The following is a 15,895-nucleotide window of genomic DNA, read 5'->3' on the forward strand; positions in this document are numbered from 1 at the left end:
ATTGTCAAAAGTCAGGGCAGGCGGTCATTCGTCAGGTTCGGTGGCCACAGTTTATCAAGGCACCACTGACACTTTTCCCGCCCAGATCGCGGGTCCCTGGAATTTCCCGGGTGTCCGGCGTATGATGACCGCGATGTTCGCCAGGGGCGGATACGATTCAGCCTATGAACACCGCCAGCGCTCCTGAGGCCATGCAGCCGTCATCGGAACTCGCGTCCGGAACTCAGGCCACCGGCAAGGCCCGGGTCCTCGCCTGGGCCGCCTGGGACTGGGGATCTGCGGCCTTCAACGCGATCATGACCACCTTCGTTTTCACCGTCTACCTCACCTCCAATGCCTTCGGCGGCAAAGATCAGGCGTCGGCCGTTCTTGGCGGTGCGCTGGCCATTGCCGGGATAGCCATCGCGCTGCTCGCTCCGGTGACGGGGCAGCGCTCGGACACCGGCGGGCGCCGTAAGCTGTGGCTGGGGGTCAACACGGCCGCCGTCGCCATCCTGACGGGCCTGTGCTTCTTTGTATTCCCGCGGCCGGAGTTCCTGCTGCTGGGCGTTTCCCTGATCGCGCTGGGGAATGTGTTCTTCGAGTTCGCCGGCGTCAACTACAACGCCATGCTGGCCCAGATCTCCACGCCGAAAAACATCGGCAGGGTCAGCGGATTCGGCTGGGGCATGGGCTACCTGGGCGGCATTGTGGCGCTGCTGATTGTGCTGCAGCTGTTTGTGCAGCCGAGCTTCGACTGGTTCGGCGCCTCCACCGAAGACAGCCTGAACATCCGGCTGGTGGCCGTGTTCTCCGCCCTGTGGTTCTTCATCTTTGCCCTGCCGGTACTGTTCGCCGTCCCGGAACTGCCGCGGCCGGGGCGGGCCCAACCCCTGGGTTTCCTGGCCTCCTACGGCCTCCTGATCCGCCGGATCAAGGCAATCTACGCCACCAGCCCGCACACCATTTACTTCCTCCTGGCCAGCGCAGTGTTCCGGGACGGCCTCGCGGCCGTGTTCACCTTCGGCGGGATCATCGCGGCCGGCACGTTCGGTTTCGAGTTGTCCCAGGTCATCTTCTTTGCCATCTTCGGCAATGTGGTGGCTGCCGTGGGCGCCATCATCGGCGGGTTCCTGGACGACCGGGTGGGGCCCAAGGCCGTGATCATGGGTTCCTTGGTGGGGCTGCTGGTCGCCGGGACCATGATCCTGGTCCTCGGCAACGAAAACTACATCTTCTTTGGCACACCGTGGGCCGGCAGCACCACCTTCTGGGTCTTCGGGCTGTTCCTGTGCCTGTTTGTGGGGCCTGCCCAGTCCTCGTCGCGGGCGTACCTGGCCCGGCTGGCACCCCACGGCGAGTCCGGCGAGCTGTTCGGCCTTTACGCCACCACCGGCCGGGCCGTCAGTTTCCTGGCCCCGGCGCTGTTCACCCTGTGCATCGCGCTGGCCACTCCACTGGTTGCGCCCGGCGAGGCCCAGCGCTGGGGAATCCTGGGCATTATGGTGGTGCTGCTCGCCGGCCTGCTGGTCCTGCTGCCGGTGAAGTCGCCGGACAAGACCGCCATCGCCGTCGTTCCAGCCTCCTAGCGCGAACGGCCACTTCAGCCGCACCCCCCGCCCGAAACCGGCCTGCAAAGACTAGGCTGGTGGTATGAACGTGGACGAGACTGACCTCCCCGGCCTGGGCCGGCGGAAGGACTTCATGACGACTTCCGGCCGCCGCATTGGCGTCGTGGAGCTGCGCGAGGGCACGATGGAACTCATCGTTTCCACTTGGGACGATCCCGACACCTGCCAGGCGTCGATTCCCCTGACCGGCGATGAGGCCGCCACCCTGGGTAACCTCCTGGGCGGGCAGCACCTTGCCATGAAGCTGACTGAAGAGCACCGGGAGATCCCGGGCATCGTGACCCGGCAGTTCTCCATCGCGCCGGAATCCCCGTTCCAGAACCAGCCCATGGGGAAGGCCTGCATCCGCACCCGGTGCGGAGTCTCGATCGTGGCGATCATGCGTGAAGGCGAAGTGCTCCCGTCGCCGGGACCCGACGTCGTACTTCACTCCGGTGACCTCCTCGTTGCAGTTGGAACGCAAGAAGGCCTCGATTCGGCGGCCGATATCCTGCGCAACGGCTGAGCGTCATGGACCCGCTGGCCCTGACCCTCATTGAACTGGGGGCCGTTGTGTTCTGCCTCGGCCTCCTGGCCAGGCTGGCCGGACGGATCGGAATGTCACCCATCCCGCTCTACCTCGTTGGCGGACTCGCCTTCGGCGCAGGCGGTGTGGTCAAACTCGAAGGTATGCACGAATTCGCACATCTCTCCGGCGAAATCGGCGTGATCCTGCTGCTGCTGATGCTCGGTTTGGAATATACGGCTGCCGAGCTTTTCACCGGTCTGCGCAGGTCCTGGCAGGCCGGTGTTCTTGACCTGGTGCTGAATTTCATCCCGGGCGCAGCACTGGCGCTCCTGCTCGGATGGGGAACGGTGGGCGCCATGGTTATGGGCGGCGTCACGTATATCTCGTCCTCAGGGATCGCCGCCAAGGTCATCACGGACCTGGGCCGGATCGGTAACCGCGAGACCCCCGTGGTGCTGTCCATCCTGGTGTTCGAGGACCTGGCCATGGCTGTGTACCTGCCCATACTCACCGCCACCCTCGCGGGTGTGAGCTTCCTGGGCGGGCTCAGCACGGTAGCAATCTCGCTGGCGGTGGTCACCGTCGTGTTAATGGTGGCGCTGCGGCACGGCCACCGTGTATCAAAAGCGGTGCACAGCGAAAATTCCGAAGTCTTCCTGCTCAACCTGCTCGGCGCCGCACTGCTGGTGGCCGGCGTCGCGTCAGCCTTGCAGGTTTCGGCCGCCGTGGGCGCGTTTATGTTGGGTATTGCGATCTCGGGGGCTACCGCCCACAGCGCCACCCGGATCCTGGAACCGCTGCGGGATCTTTTTGCCGCCATCTTCTTTGTGGCATTCGGGCTCAACACAGACCCGTCGACCATCCCGCCGGTACTCGGCTGGGCTCTGATCCTGGCGGCCATCACTGCCACTACCAAGATGCTCACGGGCATCTGGGCTGCCAAACGGGCCGGAATTGCACGCCGGGGCCGCTTCCGTGCAGGCGCCGCCCTGATTGCCCGCGGCGAGTTCTCCATCGTGATCGCCGGCCTGGCCGTGGCGTCGGGCGTGGTCCCGGACGACCTCGCCGCCTTGGCAACCGCCTACGTGCTGATCATGGCCGTCCTCGGGCCGCTGGCCGCGCGCTATGTGGAACCGGTACTCAAGGCGTTCGGCGGGCCTGTCCGGTTGGCCGCGAAGGCGTAGGCCACCACGCTCCCCGCACCGAGACGTGAGATCTCGGCGCTATAATGGACCGTTGGCGCCGAGACCTCACCCCTCGATCCGCCATCCCGCCCGAGCAAGGGAGTCCAGTACGCGGTGGGCGCACCCATCGAAGCCCCACTGGCGTACATGCCCGGCTGTGACGGTCACCGATGCCCAGCCGATGGCCGCGATGGACTCGTCCCGCCGGATGTCTGACTCACGCTGGCGTTCTTCCAAGTGATGCCGGCCATCGTAATTTACGGCCACCTTGAAGTCCGGAAACGCCACGTCTGGCCAGGCAAGTTCCCACCCAGTAGCGTCCTGCACCACGTACCTCAGCGCGGGTTCCGGCAGTCCGAGCCTTCCGATGGCCAGCCGCAGCCGGGTCTCCGGCGCGGAATCGGCCCCGACCCGGCACAGTTCCAGAGCCTGCCTGGCTTTCCGGATACCGCGGGCGCCCGGGGTGGAGTGGACCTGCTCGAGAAGGTCCCCGAGTGAACACAGCGCGTCCTTCTGAGGCCCGAAGCTCCTCGATTGGCTGCAGATGAAGTAGTCCGCCGCCGCCACCAAATCCTCCAAGTCCAGGACCGCGGCCAAGTCCAGCCACGTCCGCGCAGGGCAGGTGACCGGGACGCCGTCGAGTTCCCCCACATCCTGGCTGCGGAGGCCCAGCCGGTGACCGGATACCCCCTTGCGCACCGGCCGGGCGCCTCCGCCGATCTTCGCCAAGTGGATTTTCAGTTCGTTCTGAAGTGCCAATGGCAGCGGGCAGCCCCACAGCAGCGCCGCGGTGGCCAGACAGCAGACGAGACCGGGAGAAAGTGTCGCCAGCAATGCGCACGTGTGGTGGAGAGGTTGCGACGCACCCCAGGGAACCCGCACTCCGCGGCTTGCCACGCGGAGATCACTCCGCCATGCACGCGCAGCGGGGACGCCGGCGTGGACCTGCTCATGAAGGGTGAAGGAACGTCCAGCGAGGTGGTCCGGAAGAGGTGAGGGCTGCCGCATGACCCATTGTTGGCACAGCCGGGCTGCCCCAACCCGGTTATCCACAGAGTGGAGGAGTAGTGGTCCCAAGCTGCCGCACCGAAAGGTTAGATCTCGGCGCCAAGACGGACGGTTAGAGCCGAGACCTCACCCCTCGATGGAAAAGGCTCAGACCTCGGTGCGGTGGAAGTTCAGGTGGCTGCGGCTGGCTGTCGGCCCGCGCTGGCCCTGGTAGCGGTTTCCATATTCGCCGGAGCCGTAAGGGAACTCAGCAGCAGAGGTCAGCCGGAAGAAGCACAGCTGGCCGATCTTCATGCCGGGCCACAGCTTGATGGGCAACGTGGCCATGTTGGACAGCTCCAAGGTGACGTGGCCGGAGAATCCCGGATCAATAAAGCCGGCGGTGGAGTGCGTCAGCAGGCCCAAACGGCCCAGGGAGGATTTGCCTTCCAACCGGGCGGCAATGTCATCGGGCAGCGTGACGGCCTCGTAGGTAGAGCCGAGGACAAACTCGCCGGGGTGCAGGATGAACGGCTCACCGCTCTCCACCTCCACAAGCCGCGTCAGCTCGGGCTGCTCTTCGGCGGGGTCGATATGCGCGTACTTATGGTTGTCGAAGAGGCGGAAAAACCGGTCGATCCGCACGTCCACCGAGGATGGCTGGACCATCGCAGGATCGTACGGTTCGAGGACGATCCGTTGGGAGTCTAGTTCGGCACGAATGTCGCGGTCAGAGATCAGCACCGTCCCAAATTACTATGCGTTGTCCACAGCTCACACATTTTCGTTGTTGCTGTCGCCTACTGGGGCTAATGTTGCCTCAGCATGTCAGCCGCCGGATGGTCTCCCGGTTGGTACAACTGAACTGATCTGGGGTTGGTTTTGAATAAACTTGCGGCGCCCGCCGTTGTGGCGATGTTGTGCGCGCTGGCACTCGTGTCCCCGGCCGCCGGCATGTATTCCGGTCCGCCGGTTAATGAGCCGTCAGCACAGGCCGGCGCCTTGGGGCCCCGCACGGTCGCGTTGGGCCCGGCGAGAGCAGCAGACGACGACGGCGCAGCCGACGCGGACACCGGCACCGGTTCGCCGCTCGCCCCAGCCGTGGAACCGGTGATCACACCGGCGGCGCCCGCCGGAGAAGGCACGTCAGGGACCGCAGCGGCGCCGCCGGCGTCAGCGGAGGCTGCACCCGTCACCACCGCCTCCGAACCAATCGCGCCCGAGCCACCCTCCGTGCCACCCCTTTGGGCCCCCGAATCCGAACTGGCCCACAACAAAACTGCGGCGCCAGCCCCGCCGGCCCCCGCAACGGAATCCCTCACCACCGAATCTCTTGGCACCGAGGCCCTGGTACCGGACAGCAACACGGCCGCCATCCTCACGGTTTTCAACGAGATTAACAATTACCGGGCATCCAAGGGCCTGGCACCGGTCAAGTACCACCCCACGGTGGCCGGCATGGCGCAGGAATGGTCCGACAGCATCGCTTCCCGGGAAGTCATTGAACACCGCGCCAGCTTCTGGACCGATCCCCGCGCCCTGAACCCGAGCAGCGGCGGTGAGGTCATTGCCATCCGCACGGACCGCAACGCGGCGCAGCTGGTGGAGTGGTGGAAAACCTCGCCCGGCCACAACGCCATGCTGCTCGATCCGCGGTTTAACGTCATGGGCGCCGGGATCTCCTACACGAACAGCCTGTACACCATCTGGGGCGTGGTGAACTTCTTCGGCTACACCACCCTGCCCGCCGGTACCGTCACCTCTCCCGGAGGCAGCTCCACCGGCGGCGGCGCTTTCCCGGCCCCAACGCCAACCGTGTGCGATCCGGCCGTCAAACACATGCCGCCCACCCTGAATCTGGCTAACGCGGCGATCAACAGTGCCGCTGATCTGGTGACCATCAACGCCTCAGGCCAGCTCATCAACCGCCCCTCCACAGGGAACAGGACCTTTGGTGCTGCCAAGGTCATCGGCTCCGGATTCGGAACGGCCAAGGACGTGTTCACCACGGACTGGGACCGCGACGGCGCCTATGACCTCCTGACGCAGTGGAACGACGGCCGGCTGACGCTCCACCCAGGTCTTGCCAGTGGAGGGTTTGGGAGCCTCGTCACGCTGGGTCAGTCCGGCTGGGCGACCTTGACGCTGGCCGTCGGCGGCTGGTGCGCAAACAACCGGCTCCCCCAGCTCGTCGCCCTGGAGGGCACCACCCTCTATCTTTACCCGAACGTGGGCCTGGCCGACATGTCCTCGCGCACCCTTATGGCGACCGGCGTGGCGGCCAGGAAGCTGAGCATGGTGGATTATGACGCCGACGGATTCCAGGATCTCCTGGCCATTACGTCCGACGGCGGTGTGCAGCTTTACCGCGGAGCCGGCACTCCGGCGCCACGCGCCGAAGCCCGGCCCACCGTCACCACCGGTTGGACTGATGTCACCGGGATCCGTCCGCTGCGCGACGTGACAGCCCTGAACTCCACGGGGGTGGCGCTGCGCCGGGCCAATGACGTGGTGCAGTACTGGAACCTGAGCACTGGAACCCTGGCGTCGCCGTCGAACATCACCGGAAGCTGGGCGGGCCAGCGGCTGGCGCAGTAGCCCTCAGGCGGCCGTCCGTACTTCCAGGACATCTTTGAGCCGTGCGAGCTGGGACACTTCGGCCCTGATGGTGCGCTGGATGCCGGTGTTCATCAGGCCCAGGAGGCCTTTGGGCTGGTATTCGAGGGCGAACCTGACCCGGGTGCCGGCCGGTTCGGTGCTGAGGTAGTACCCGCCGGTGGGCTGCGACGGTCCGGAAATCACACGGAACTGGATCTCGGCGCCCGGCCTGGCCTGCGTTATTTCGAAGTCGGCGGGGATTGTCCGTCCTGACCGGCCCGTGGTTGTCTGCCGGTACACAGCGCCCTTGGTTCCGGCGGCACCGGACATCAAGCCGATGCTGCGGATGCCCTTGCGCCATAGGGGAAGGTTCATTCCGTCCACCAGGAACGCATACACGGTCATTGCGTCGCACCGGATAAGCACCTCGTGCTCTGCAAATGCCATGGGAGTCCTTAGTTAGCGGCTGGTCAGGTGGTAGCCCGCCCCACCCCCATGACACCGCAGCTAACGGGTTCAGAGTAGCCACTCGGCCCGCCCCGGGCCTAGCCACCGACGGCGCCGTTATTGAAGAGTTACTGGATGACGCGGCCGGTAGCGGCCATCCCGGCGGACACGGGTCCAGTGCGTGGTCACGGTTGCTGGCGCGTGATCGCATCTGCGCTAAGCTAAGTTCTGCCCCGCTGAAAACGGGGCGATGCGGCTGTAGCTCAATGGTAGAGCGCTAGCTTCCCAAGCTTGATACGCGGGTCCGATTCCCGTCAGCCGCTCCAATATTTCTCACCACCGTTTTTCGCACCACAGCAGCTGGCGCGCCGGCGCGGCAACTCCCACCCCATACGGCCATCACCCCGTGGCCGTTAGGCCCAGCCGTGTATCGTCAGAAGTCAGGAACCTCTTCGGTTCCGCTACAGGAGCAATCATGGCTGACAAGTCCCCGCGTCAAGCAGCATCCAAAAAAGCCGGCAAGTCCATCAAGGAAAAGCGCGCCGACAAGCGGGCCGCCGGAGCGCCGGCCACCTCCCTGGACATCACGTCCAAGGCCGCAAAAAAGAAGTGAGTGGCCAACAGAGCCACCTGACCCTGGGCGTCCTGGCATCCACCCGAAAACCGGACGAACGCCGCCTCCCCATCCACCCCCTGCATTTCGAGCGGATCGCTCCGGAACTCCGGCAGCGCATCATCCTGGAGCAGGGCTATGGCGAGCGCTTCGGCGTCTCGGATGACCAGCTCTCAACCCTCGTGGGCAAAATGGCCACCAAGGAAGCGCTGCTGGCGGAGGCCGACGTCGTACTCCTGCCCAAGCCGCAGCCGGAGGACCTCGCGGAACTGCGCGACGGCCAGATCCTCTGGGGCTGGCCGCACTGTGTCCAGGACCGCGCCATCACCCAGCTGGCCATCGACAAGAAGCTCACACTCATCGCCTTCGAAGCGATGAACCACTGGGCGAGCGACGGCGGATTCGGGCTGCACGTGTTCCACAAAAACAACGAGCTGGCCGGCTACTGCTCGGTGCTTCATGCGCTCTCGCTCACCGGCTCCACGGGTGACTACGGCCGCCGCCTCAGTGCCGTGGTGATCGGCTTCGGCGCGACCGCCCGCGGCGCCGTGACCGCGCTGAACGCGCATGGCATCCACGACGTGCAGGTGCTGACCAACCGCGGAGTTGCGGCGGTTGGCGCCCCGATCCACTCGGTCAACATCGTCCAGTTTGATCACGACGACAAGGCCCCCTTCCTGAGCCAGGTCATCACCGAGCGGGGCCGGGTTCCGCTGGCACCGTTCCTGGCCGAGAGCGACATCGTGGTCAACTGCACGCTGCAGGATCCGAACAATCCGCTGACGTATTTGCGGACTGAGGACCTCGCGGCGTTCAGCCCGGGCAGCCTGATCGTGGACGTTTCGTGCGACGAGGGAATGGGCTTCAGCTGGGCGCGGTCCACCACGTTCGCAGAACCGATGTTTACCATCGGCGACCACATCAACTATTACGCGGTGGACCACAGCCCGTCCTACCTCTGGAATTCCTCCAGCTGGGAGATCAGCCAGGCCCTGCTGCCGTTCCTTGAGACGGTCATCGGCGGCCCCGCGGAGTGGGACGGGAACGAAACCATTTCCCGCGCCATCGAAATCCGCGAGGGCGTGGTCCTCAACAAGGACGTGCTGGAGTTCCAGCGGCGCGAGGCCGAGTACCCGCACCTGCCGGCTTAGGCTCTGCCGCTTTGGGCCGCGGCGTAGACGCCGCGGCCCTTAGTCTGCAGCCCTTTACGCCGTGGCCCTCCGGCGGACGATCCGCAGCGGGTGGCGGCGGTCCTTGAGGTCCACCCTGAGCGCCAGCGCGCCTTTTCGGGCCAGGACGACGGCGACGGTCACCGCGGCGAGCGCCGGCACCCCGCCGGACACCATGAGTGCCACGTGCGGGTCCACGTGCTCGGCGATCCAGCCGAGCATGGGCCCGCCGATGGCCTGGCCGCCGATCAGCACCATGATGTACAGGCTCATGACTCGGCCCCGGATGCCCATGTTGGAGCTGATCTGGACGAGCTGGTTGGAGCCGGTGAGGAACATCAGGCACCAGAATCCGGACAGGACCATCACCACGCTGAACCAGAGCATGGACGGCGCCACCGCGGCCAGACACAGCATTAGGCCATACATTCCGGCACAGAACACCACGGAGCGGAGCCGCAGCTGGCGGCGCCGTGTGGACGCGACAGCACCGGCCAACGCCCCCAGGGCCACCAGGGCGTTCAGCAGGCCATAGCCGCCGGCGCCGACGTCGAACACGTGGTCCGCGAATGCGGCGAGCAGCACGGGCAGGCTCATGGCGAATACGGAGATGAAGCCGGCCATCAGCCATGGCCAGTAGATGGTGGGCTTGCTGAGCGCGTACTGCAGTCCTTCGCGCAACATGCCCTTCTTCTTGGGCGCGGGAGCGCTGACGAACAGCTGGTCCTTACGCAGGAGCAGCAGCATGGCCACCGTGGAGCAGCAGGCCAGCGCATTCGCGGCGAAGGCCCAGCCGGCGCCGACGGCGGTGAGCAGCAGTCCCGCCAGTGCCGGGCCGATCAGCCCGCCCAGCTGGAACGTAGTGGAGTTGACGCTGATGGCGTTCCGGAGATATTTGGGGCCCACCAGCTCGTTGACGAACACCTGGCGTGCGGGCTGATCCAGCACGGTGACCAGGCCCAGCAGAAGCGCGATGACGTACACGTGCCATACTTCGATGCCACCGGTCAGGGCTAGCGCCGCGAGCGCCGCGGCGAGGACCGCGGCGAGACTCTGGCACAGGATGAGGATCCGGCGCTTGGCGAACCGGTCCGCCATCATGCCGCCCCACGGCCCCAAGAGCAGCGACGGCAGGAACTGCAGCGCCACGGTGATGCCCACGGCGGTAACGGAACCGGACAGTTCCAGCACCAGCCAGTCCTGGGCGATCCGCTGCATCCAGAGGGCGATCACGGCGACAAAGTGCCCGATCGCGAAGATCCGGAAATTGGAGACTCTGAGGGAGATAAACGTGTGCCGCCAGGGAAGGTGTTCACTGACGACGGCGATGGGTTGGGTCTGGGTGGAGGCGGCGGTAGCGGAGGCGGAGTCGATGACGGGCTGGCTGACGGTTGCCGACGTTGGCGGTGGGGGTGCCACAGGGATGTCCTCAGGGAAGCGGGCGGACTGGGATGCTTCCCACGCTAGGCTGGTTCCAGGTGATTATGTAGTCCTATCGCATCTATAACTACCATTGCAAAACGTAATAACTCCCACTCTGACGTGGGTGGACAGTCAGCCCAAGCCAAAGGAGTCCGCTGTGTACGAACCCACCCAGCTCCGTTCCTTCCTGGCCGTGGCCGAGACGCTCAGCTTCACCAAGGCTGCAGAGCGCCTGGGCTTGGCACAGCCGACCGTCAGCCAGCATGTCCGCAAGCTGGAGACGGCGGCGAAGCGCATCCTCATCAGCAGGGACACCCGCGATGTCCGGCTCACGGACAACGGTGACGCGATGGCCGGCTTCGCCCGCACCATCCTTTCGGCCCACGATGCCGCCACCCGATACTTCTCCGGCTCGGCCATGCGGGGCCGGCTGCGGTTCGGCACGGCGGACGACCTCGCCATCACCGGCCTCCCCCGGATCCTTCGCGAGTTCCGCCAGGTCTATCCACAGATCAACCTTGAGCTCACCGTTGGCCAGAGCGACCAGCTGTACAAGAAACTCAATGCCGGCCAGCTGGACCTGGTGTTTGTGAAGTGGGTGGCGGGCGTCAAGGACGGCACCGTGGTCCAGCACGACACGTTTTCCTGGGTGGGGCTGGAGCAGACGTCCCTGGAGCCCGGGCATCCCGTACCGCTGATCTCCTACCCCTCCCCCAGCCTCAGCCGGAAGCTGGCCATCGATGCACTGGAATCAAGCGGCCGGACCTGGCGGATCACGTGCACTACCCGGCAGATCAGTGGCGTCCTTGCGGCACTGCGGGCAGGCATCGGCGTGGCTGTGATGCCGACGTCGCTGGTTCCCGAAGACCTAAAGATCATCACCCGCCGGTTCGACCTGCCTCCAGTGGGCGACGTGGATTTCACCCTGATCCGTAACCCGCTGGCCAACGCCGAAGTGATCGATGCGCTGACCCAGACCATCGTCGGACGGACGCTCAAGAAGTCGGTTTGACCGAATTTGCCGCAGGAATCAGGGCTGGAAACGAACCATTGAAGTAAAAGCCCGCCTCGCCTATGCTGGAATATCCATGGGTCAAGCAGTGGCCGGTTCAACACTACGAGTGCGCCATGCAGCCCATGATGCGGCCGCACTCGGGATAGGCAGCCAATGACGACAGCCGAGAACACCCATTTACACACTGTATATACCCAGCGACATAGCACTGTACGGCCGCTGGTCACGCATCATTCCAGCCACAACGCCGGTATTTCGCGAGCCGCCGAGTACATCGGCAAGCCCACGTGCGACAAATGTGGCACGGATGAATTCATCTATCTCGAGTCCTACATTCCACCGGTTTACCGGCGTGACGGGGCGGTCAGGACACTGGGCGAAGTCGCCTACACCTGCACCCGTTGCGAAGATTTCTCCGCCCACAATGTTCCGGCATCGTGGACTCCCCCAGGCTGGTATCTGGGCTGATTAGCTACGGTCTCCAGGCTCGCCGAGCGCAGCCACTTGATCACTGCTCAACTATTCAATAGCGAAGGCCCGGCAACCGCCCCGATGGCGGCCACCGGGCCTTTTTGTGTTTTGCTGGGGGTTTCGGTCCGCCTAGATCAGCTCATCGGAGAGGTGGTTCGGGGTGCCGAAGCGGTGGGCCGTGATGCTGATGGCCTGCTCATGCAGGAACGGCAGCAGCTCTACCCGTCCGGCTTCGGTGACCGCGTGGGCGTAGATCGCCAGGTCCGGACGCCCGTCCGTGGCCTCGGCGAGTGCCGTGGCGTCGCCGCCGATCAGGCGGATCCGCGCGCCGGAGAGTTTGCCCGCCGCGGCGAGGCGTGCCGCCGAAGCCAGCCAGCCGGCGTCGGACTCCACAGTGACCGTGATGTCCAGCCCGGTGAGCACGGCGCGCAGCTGGGCGGGAAGTTCGACGGCGGTGGAAACAGTCAGTGCCGAACCGGCCAGGACACCGGCCGCCACGGTCCGGGCCAGGTGGGCCAGCGGGGCACCTTCGGAGAGCCGCACGGTGACCGGCAGCGCACGGTAGCGGAAGATGTTCCGTTCCGCGCTCAGGCCGGACACGTCCTTGGCGGTGCCAAACTCGTGGGCCCAAGCCTCGGCGTCGGAGCCCAGCGCCCGCTGCAGGGATTCCAGTTCGGCCGGCTGCAGGGAGCCTGCGGCCGCGTCGAGGACGCGGCGTACGGCCGCATTGGTGACGGTGGCCGTGGCTGACGCTTCGGTGCTCTCCCAGTCGCCGAGGCCGGCGAGGTAGTTGGGTCCACCGGCCTTGGTGCCGGCGCCGACGGCGGACTTCTTCCAGCCGCCGAAAGGCTGGCGCTGCACGATGGCGCCGGTGATGCCGCGGTTCACGTAGAGGTTTCCGGCCTGGATGGAGTCCAGCCAGGTGCCGAGCTCGTCCGGGTTCAGGGAGTGCAGGCCGGCGGTGAGGCCGTAATCGACCTGGTTTTGGATGGCGATGGCCTCTTCCAGCGTGTCAGCGGTCATGACGCCCAGGACCGGGCCGAAGAATTCGGTGAGGTGGAAGTAGGACCCGCGGCGGACACCGTAGCGCACGCCCGGGCTCCAGAGGCGGCCGGTTTCGTCGAGCTTGCGGGGTTCCACGGCCCAGGTTTCGCCTTCGCCGAGGGTGGTGAGGGCGTTAAGGAGCTTGCCGTTGGCGGGCTCGATGACGGGGCCCATCTGGCTGGTGGGGTCCTGCGGGTAGCCCACCTTGAGGGAAGTGACGGCGTCGACGAGCTGGTTGTGGAAGCGCTTGGACTTGGCCACTGAGCCCACCAGGATCACCAGGGACGCGGCGGAGCACTTCTGGCCGGCGTGGCCGAACGCGGAGTACGCCACGTCCTTGGCGGCCAGGTCCAGGTCAGCGCTGGGGGTGACGATGATGGCGTTCTTGCCGCTGGTTTCGGCCAGGAGCGGCAGGTCCTTGCGGAAGGAGCGGAACAGCTCGGCGGTCTCGTAGCCGCCGGTGAGGATCACACGGTCCACGGCGGGGTGGGAAATCAGCTGCTGGCCGAGCTCACGTTCGCCGAGCTGGACCATGGTCAGCACATCCTTGGGGACGCCGGCCTCCCACAGGGCCTCGATCATCACGGCACCGCTGCGGCGGGCCTGCTTGGCGGGTTTGATCACGACGGCGGAGCCGGCGGCGAGTGCCGCGAGGGTGGACCCTGCCGGGATGGCCACCGGGAAGTTCCATGGCGGGGTCACCACGGTGAGCTTGGCCGGGACGAACGTGGCGCCGTCGACCTTTTCCAGCTTCCGGGCAGATTCGGCGTAGTAGTGGGCAAAGTCCACCGCTTCACTGACCTCGGGGTCACCCTGATCGATGGTCTTGCCGGTCTCGCTGGCCATGACCTCCAGGAGGTCCGCGCGGCGGGCCTCGAGGACGTCGCCGGCGCGGTGCAGGATCTCCGCGCGCTCGTCGCCGGAGAGTGCGCCCCAGGCCTTGCCCTTTTCGACGGCGGTGGCGATGACGGTGTTGAGGGTGTCCGCGTCCGTGATGGTGGCGGCCTCGACGGCGGCGTTCCCCAGTGTCGAGGACGGGATACGGCCCAGGATGGCGCGGCCCCAGTCGCGGTTGGCCGGCAGCGACGGGTCGGTGTCCGGGGTGTCCTTGAATGAATCGTGCGGCAGGGGCTGCGGCGGCAGGCTGCGGTTCTGCTGGCGGTTGGCCGGGGGCACGGCGTCGTCGAGCTTGTCCAGGGAGGCGAGGAAGCGCTGCTTCTCCCGCTCGAAGAGCACCTCGTTTTCGCTCAGCTCAAACACGGCGGACATGAAGTTGTCCTGGCTGGCGCCTTCTTCGAGGCGGCGGATCAGGTAGGCGATGGCGACGTCGAACTCGGCCGGGTGCACCACCGGCGTGTAGAGCAGGAGCGAGCCGACGTCCTTCTTGACCGCTTCGGCCTGGCCCTGCGCCATGCCCAGCAGCATCTCGAATTCGATGCCGGATTCGACGCCGCGCTGCTTGGCCAGGAGCCAGGCGAAGGCGATGTCGAAGAGGTTGTGGCCGGCCACGCCGATGCGGATGTTGTTGATCCGGTCCGGGTGCAGCGAGTAGTTGATGACGCGCTTGTAGTTGGTGTCCGAATCCTGCTTGGTGTGCCAGGTGGCCAGCGGCCAGTCGTGCAGCGAGGCCTCCACCTGTTCCATGGGCAGGTTGGCACCCTTGACCACGCGGACCTTGATGGCGGCGCCGCCGTTGGCGCGGCGTTCGGCGGCCCAGTCCTGGAGGCGGATCATGGCGGCGAGTGCATCCGGGAGGTAGGCCTGCAGCACAATGCCGGCCTCAAGGTTCTTGAACTCCGGCTTGTCCAGGATCCGGGTGAAGACCGCGATGGTCATGTCCAGGTCCTTGTATTCCTCCATGTCCAGGTTGATGAACTTGGCGGTCTTCCCGGCGCCGGCGCCTGGAGCAGCAGCGGCGAAGGACGCGGCTTTCGTGAAGAGCGGAGTGAGCTTCTCAACGACGTGCTCCACTGCCTCGTCAAAGGCCCAGGCGGAGTGCGGGGCGACGGTGGAGGAAACCTTGATGGAAACGTAGTCCACGTCCGGGCGGGCCAGGAGTGTGTGGGTTCCCGCGAGCCGGCGGGATGCCTCGTGCTCGCCCAGGACGGCCTCGCCGAGGAGGTTCACGTTGAGCTTGATGCCGTCCTTGCGGATCTTGGCGATGGCCGGGCCCAGCTTGGCATCGGTGGCGTCGACGATCAGGTGGCCCACCATTTCGCGGAGCACGCGGCGGGCGATCGGGATGACCACCTGCGGCAGGACCGGGGCCATGGTGCCGCCTAGGCGGACGGCGCTGCGCATGTACCAGGGCAGGAACGCCGGGACCTTCGGCGCCAGGGCGGCAAGGTTGCGGGCCGCCACGTGCAGGTCTTCGGGGCGGACCACGCCGTCCACGAAGCCAACGGTGAAGTCCAGGCCGTTCGGGTCCTTCAGCACACCGGCGAGCTGCTCGGCCGAGGCATCAACGGGAACTTTCGAAGCCTCGGTCAGCCAGCGGCGCACAAGGGTAATAGTGTCCGCCGCGAGGGCACGGGCCTGCGGGACGTCTGTCTGTCCGGCGGTTTCCGTTGCAGTGTGAGTCATGGTTGCTCGTTCTTTCCTTGGTCTGGAAGGGGTCTTATCCATCAGTATGAGCTTGCAGTCACATAAGATAAAGCGATGTTTTCTAAGCGATACAGGTTAGGAAAACCAACGGTTCAAAATCCCGTCCGAACAGTCAGGAAATCCCCACTTTTTGAGCAACGCTCTCTCACTTCCTGCGCGTTTTGGCCCAACCCTCTCTCACTTCCTGCGCGTTTTGGCCCAACCCTCTCGCAGTCCCTGGAAA

General features: G+C 65.6%; 12 protein-coding genes and 1 tRNA gene. 8 read left to right on the forward strand and 5 right to left on the reverse strand.

Annotated elements, in window-relative coordinates:
* Positions 1-164 precede the first annotated feature (164 nt).
* From ASG77_RS04295 to ASG77_RS04305, 3 genes are all read left to right on the forward strand, one after another.
* On the forward strand, positions 165-1,568 hold the full coding sequence (locus ASG77_RS04295; RefSeq protein WP_056341362.1) for an MFS transporter: 1,404 nt from the start codon (positions 165-167) through the stop codon (positions 1,566-1,568).
* A gap of 64 nt (positions 1,569-1,632) precedes the next feature.
* Positions 1,633-2,115, forward strand: coding sequence for a cation:proton antiporter regulatory subunit (locus tag ASG77_RS04300; protein WP_056341364.1), 483 nt, complete (start codon positions 1,633-1,635; stop codon positions 2,113-2,115).
* 5 nt (positions 2,116-2,120) lie between these two features.
* Positions 2,121-3,302: a cation:proton antiporter gene (locus tag ASG77_RS04305; protein WP_056341366.1), complete on the forward strand. Its 1,182-nt coding sequence runs from the start codon at positions 2,121-2,123 to the stop codon at positions 3,300-3,302.
* 66 nt (positions 3,303-3,368) lie between these two features.
* On the opposite strand, the gene ASG77_RS04310 is transcribed toward ASG77_RS04305, so the two are convergent.
* Complete coding sequence (locus tag ASG77_RS04310; RefSeq protein WP_235564294.1) at positions 3,369-4,136, reverse strand: hypothetical protein; 768 nt, start codon at positions 4,134-4,136, stop codon at positions 3,369-3,371.
* A gap of 321 nt (positions 4,137-4,457) precedes the next feature.
* On the reverse strand, positions 4,458-5,033 hold the full coding sequence (gene dcd, locus ASG77_RS04315) for a dCTP deaminase (protein ID WP_056341369.1): 576 nt from the start codon (positions 5,031-5,033) through the stop codon (positions 4,458-4,460).
* A 138-nt stretch (positions 5,034-5,171) separates the two neighbouring features.
* Between dcd and ASG77_RS04320 the strand changes: the two genes are divergently transcribed.
* A complete protein-coding gene (locus ASG77_RS04320; protein WP_327019604.1) occupies positions 5,172-6,887 on the forward strand; it encodes a CAP domain-containing protein in 1,716 nt (571 codons plus the stop codon).
* 3 nt (positions 6,888-6,890) lie between these two features.
* Here the strand turns inward: ASG77_RS04320 and ASG77_RS04325 are convergent, their stop codons facing one another.
* Positions 6,891-7,334 carry an SRPBCC family protein gene (locus ASG77_RS04325; RefSeq protein ID WP_056341371.1) on the reverse strand — a complete coding sequence of 148 codons (444 nt, stop codon included), beginning with the start codon at positions 7,332-7,334 and terminating at the stop codon, positions 6,891-6,893.
* A gap of 252 nt (positions 7,335-7,586) precedes the next feature.
* On the opposite strand from ASG77_RS04325, the gene ASG77_RS04330 reads away from it, so the two are divergent.
* The 3 genes from ASG77_RS04330 to ASG77_RS04335 all read left to right on the forward strand — a co-directional run bounded on the left by ASG77_RS04330 (position 7,587) and on the right by ASG77_RS04335 (position 9,098).
* Positions 7,587-7,660 (forward strand) — tRNA-Gly (locus tag ASG77_RS04330).
* 149 nt (positions 7,661-7,809) lie between these two features.
* Positions 7,810-7,947 carry a hypothetical protein gene (locus tag ASG77_RS22175; protein ID WP_167349828.1) on the forward strand — a complete coding sequence of 46 codons (138 nt, stop codon included), beginning with the start codon at positions 7,810-7,812 and terminating at the stop codon, positions 7,945-7,947.
* Positions 7,944-9,098, forward strand: coding sequence for a N(5)-(carboxyethyl)ornithine synthase (locus ASG77_RS04335; protein ID WP_056341373.1), 1,155 nt, complete (start codon positions 7,944-7,946; stop codon positions 9,096-9,098). Before ASG77_RS22175 ends, ASG77_RS04335 begins: the two co-directional genes overlap by 4 nt.
* 54 nt (positions 9,099-9,152) lie before the next feature.
* Here ASG77_RS04335 and ASG77_RS04340 read toward each other — a convergent pair whose 3' ends face one another.
* Positions 9,153-10,535, reverse strand: coding sequence for an MFS transporter (locus tag ASG77_RS04340; RefSeq protein ID WP_056341375.1), 1,383 nt, complete (start codon positions 10,533-10,535; stop codon positions 9,153-9,155).
* A 160-nt stretch (positions 10,536-10,695) separates the two neighbouring features.
* Here ASG77_RS04340 and ASG77_RS04345 point away from each other — a divergent pair, with 160 nt between their 5' ends.
* The gene (locus ASG77_RS04345) at positions 10,696-11,550 is read left to right on the forward strand and encodes a LysR family transcriptional regulator (RefSeq protein ID WP_056341377.1); all 855 of its coding nucleotides are present in this window, start codon (positions 10,696-10,698) and stop codon (positions 11,548-11,550) included.
* 603 nt (positions 11,551-12,153) lie between these two features.
* Here ASG77_RS04345 and ASG77_RS04350 read toward each other — a convergent pair.
* A complete protein-coding gene (locus ASG77_RS04350; RefSeq protein WP_056341379.1) occupies positions 12,154-15,651 on the reverse strand; it encodes a bifunctional proline dehydrogenase/L-glutamate gamma-semialdehyde dehydrogenase in 3,498 nt (1,165 codons plus the stop codon).
* Between the last annotated feature and the right edge of the window lie 244 nt (positions 15,652-15,895).

Origin of the sequence: Arthrobacter sp. Soil762 (genome assembly GCF_001428335.1) — a bacterium.
Taxonomy (GTDB): domain Bacteria; phylum Actinomycetota; class Actinomycetes; order Actinomycetales; family Micrococcaceae; genus Arthrobacter.

Bases quoted from the DNA above. Each gene is read 5' to 3' on its own strand.
- ASG77_RS04350 (WP_056341379.1), bottom strand. From the start codon at position 15,651: ATGACTCACACTGCAACGGAAACCGCCGGACAGACAGACGTCCCGCAG.
- ASG77_RS04325 (WP_056341371.1), bottom strand. From the start codon at position 7,334: ATGGCATTTGCAGAGCACGAGGTGCTTATCCGGTGCGACGCAATGACC.
- ASG77_RS04300 (WP_056341364.1), top strand. From the start codon at position 1,633: ATGAACGTGGACGAGACTGACCTCCCCGGCCTGGGCCGGCGGAAGGAC.
- ASG77_RS04295 (WP_056341362.1), top strand. From the start codon at position 165: ATGAACACCGCCAGCGCTCCTGAGGCCATGCAGCCGTCATCGGAACTC.
- ASG77_RS04305 (WP_056341366.1), top strand. From the start codon at position 2,121: ATGGACCCGCTGGCCCTGACCCTCATTGAACTGGGGGCCGTTGTGTTC.
- ASG77_RS22175 (WP_167349828.1), top strand. From the start codon at position 7,810: ATGGCTGACAAGTCCCCGCGTCAAGCAGCATCCAAAAAAGCCGGCAAG.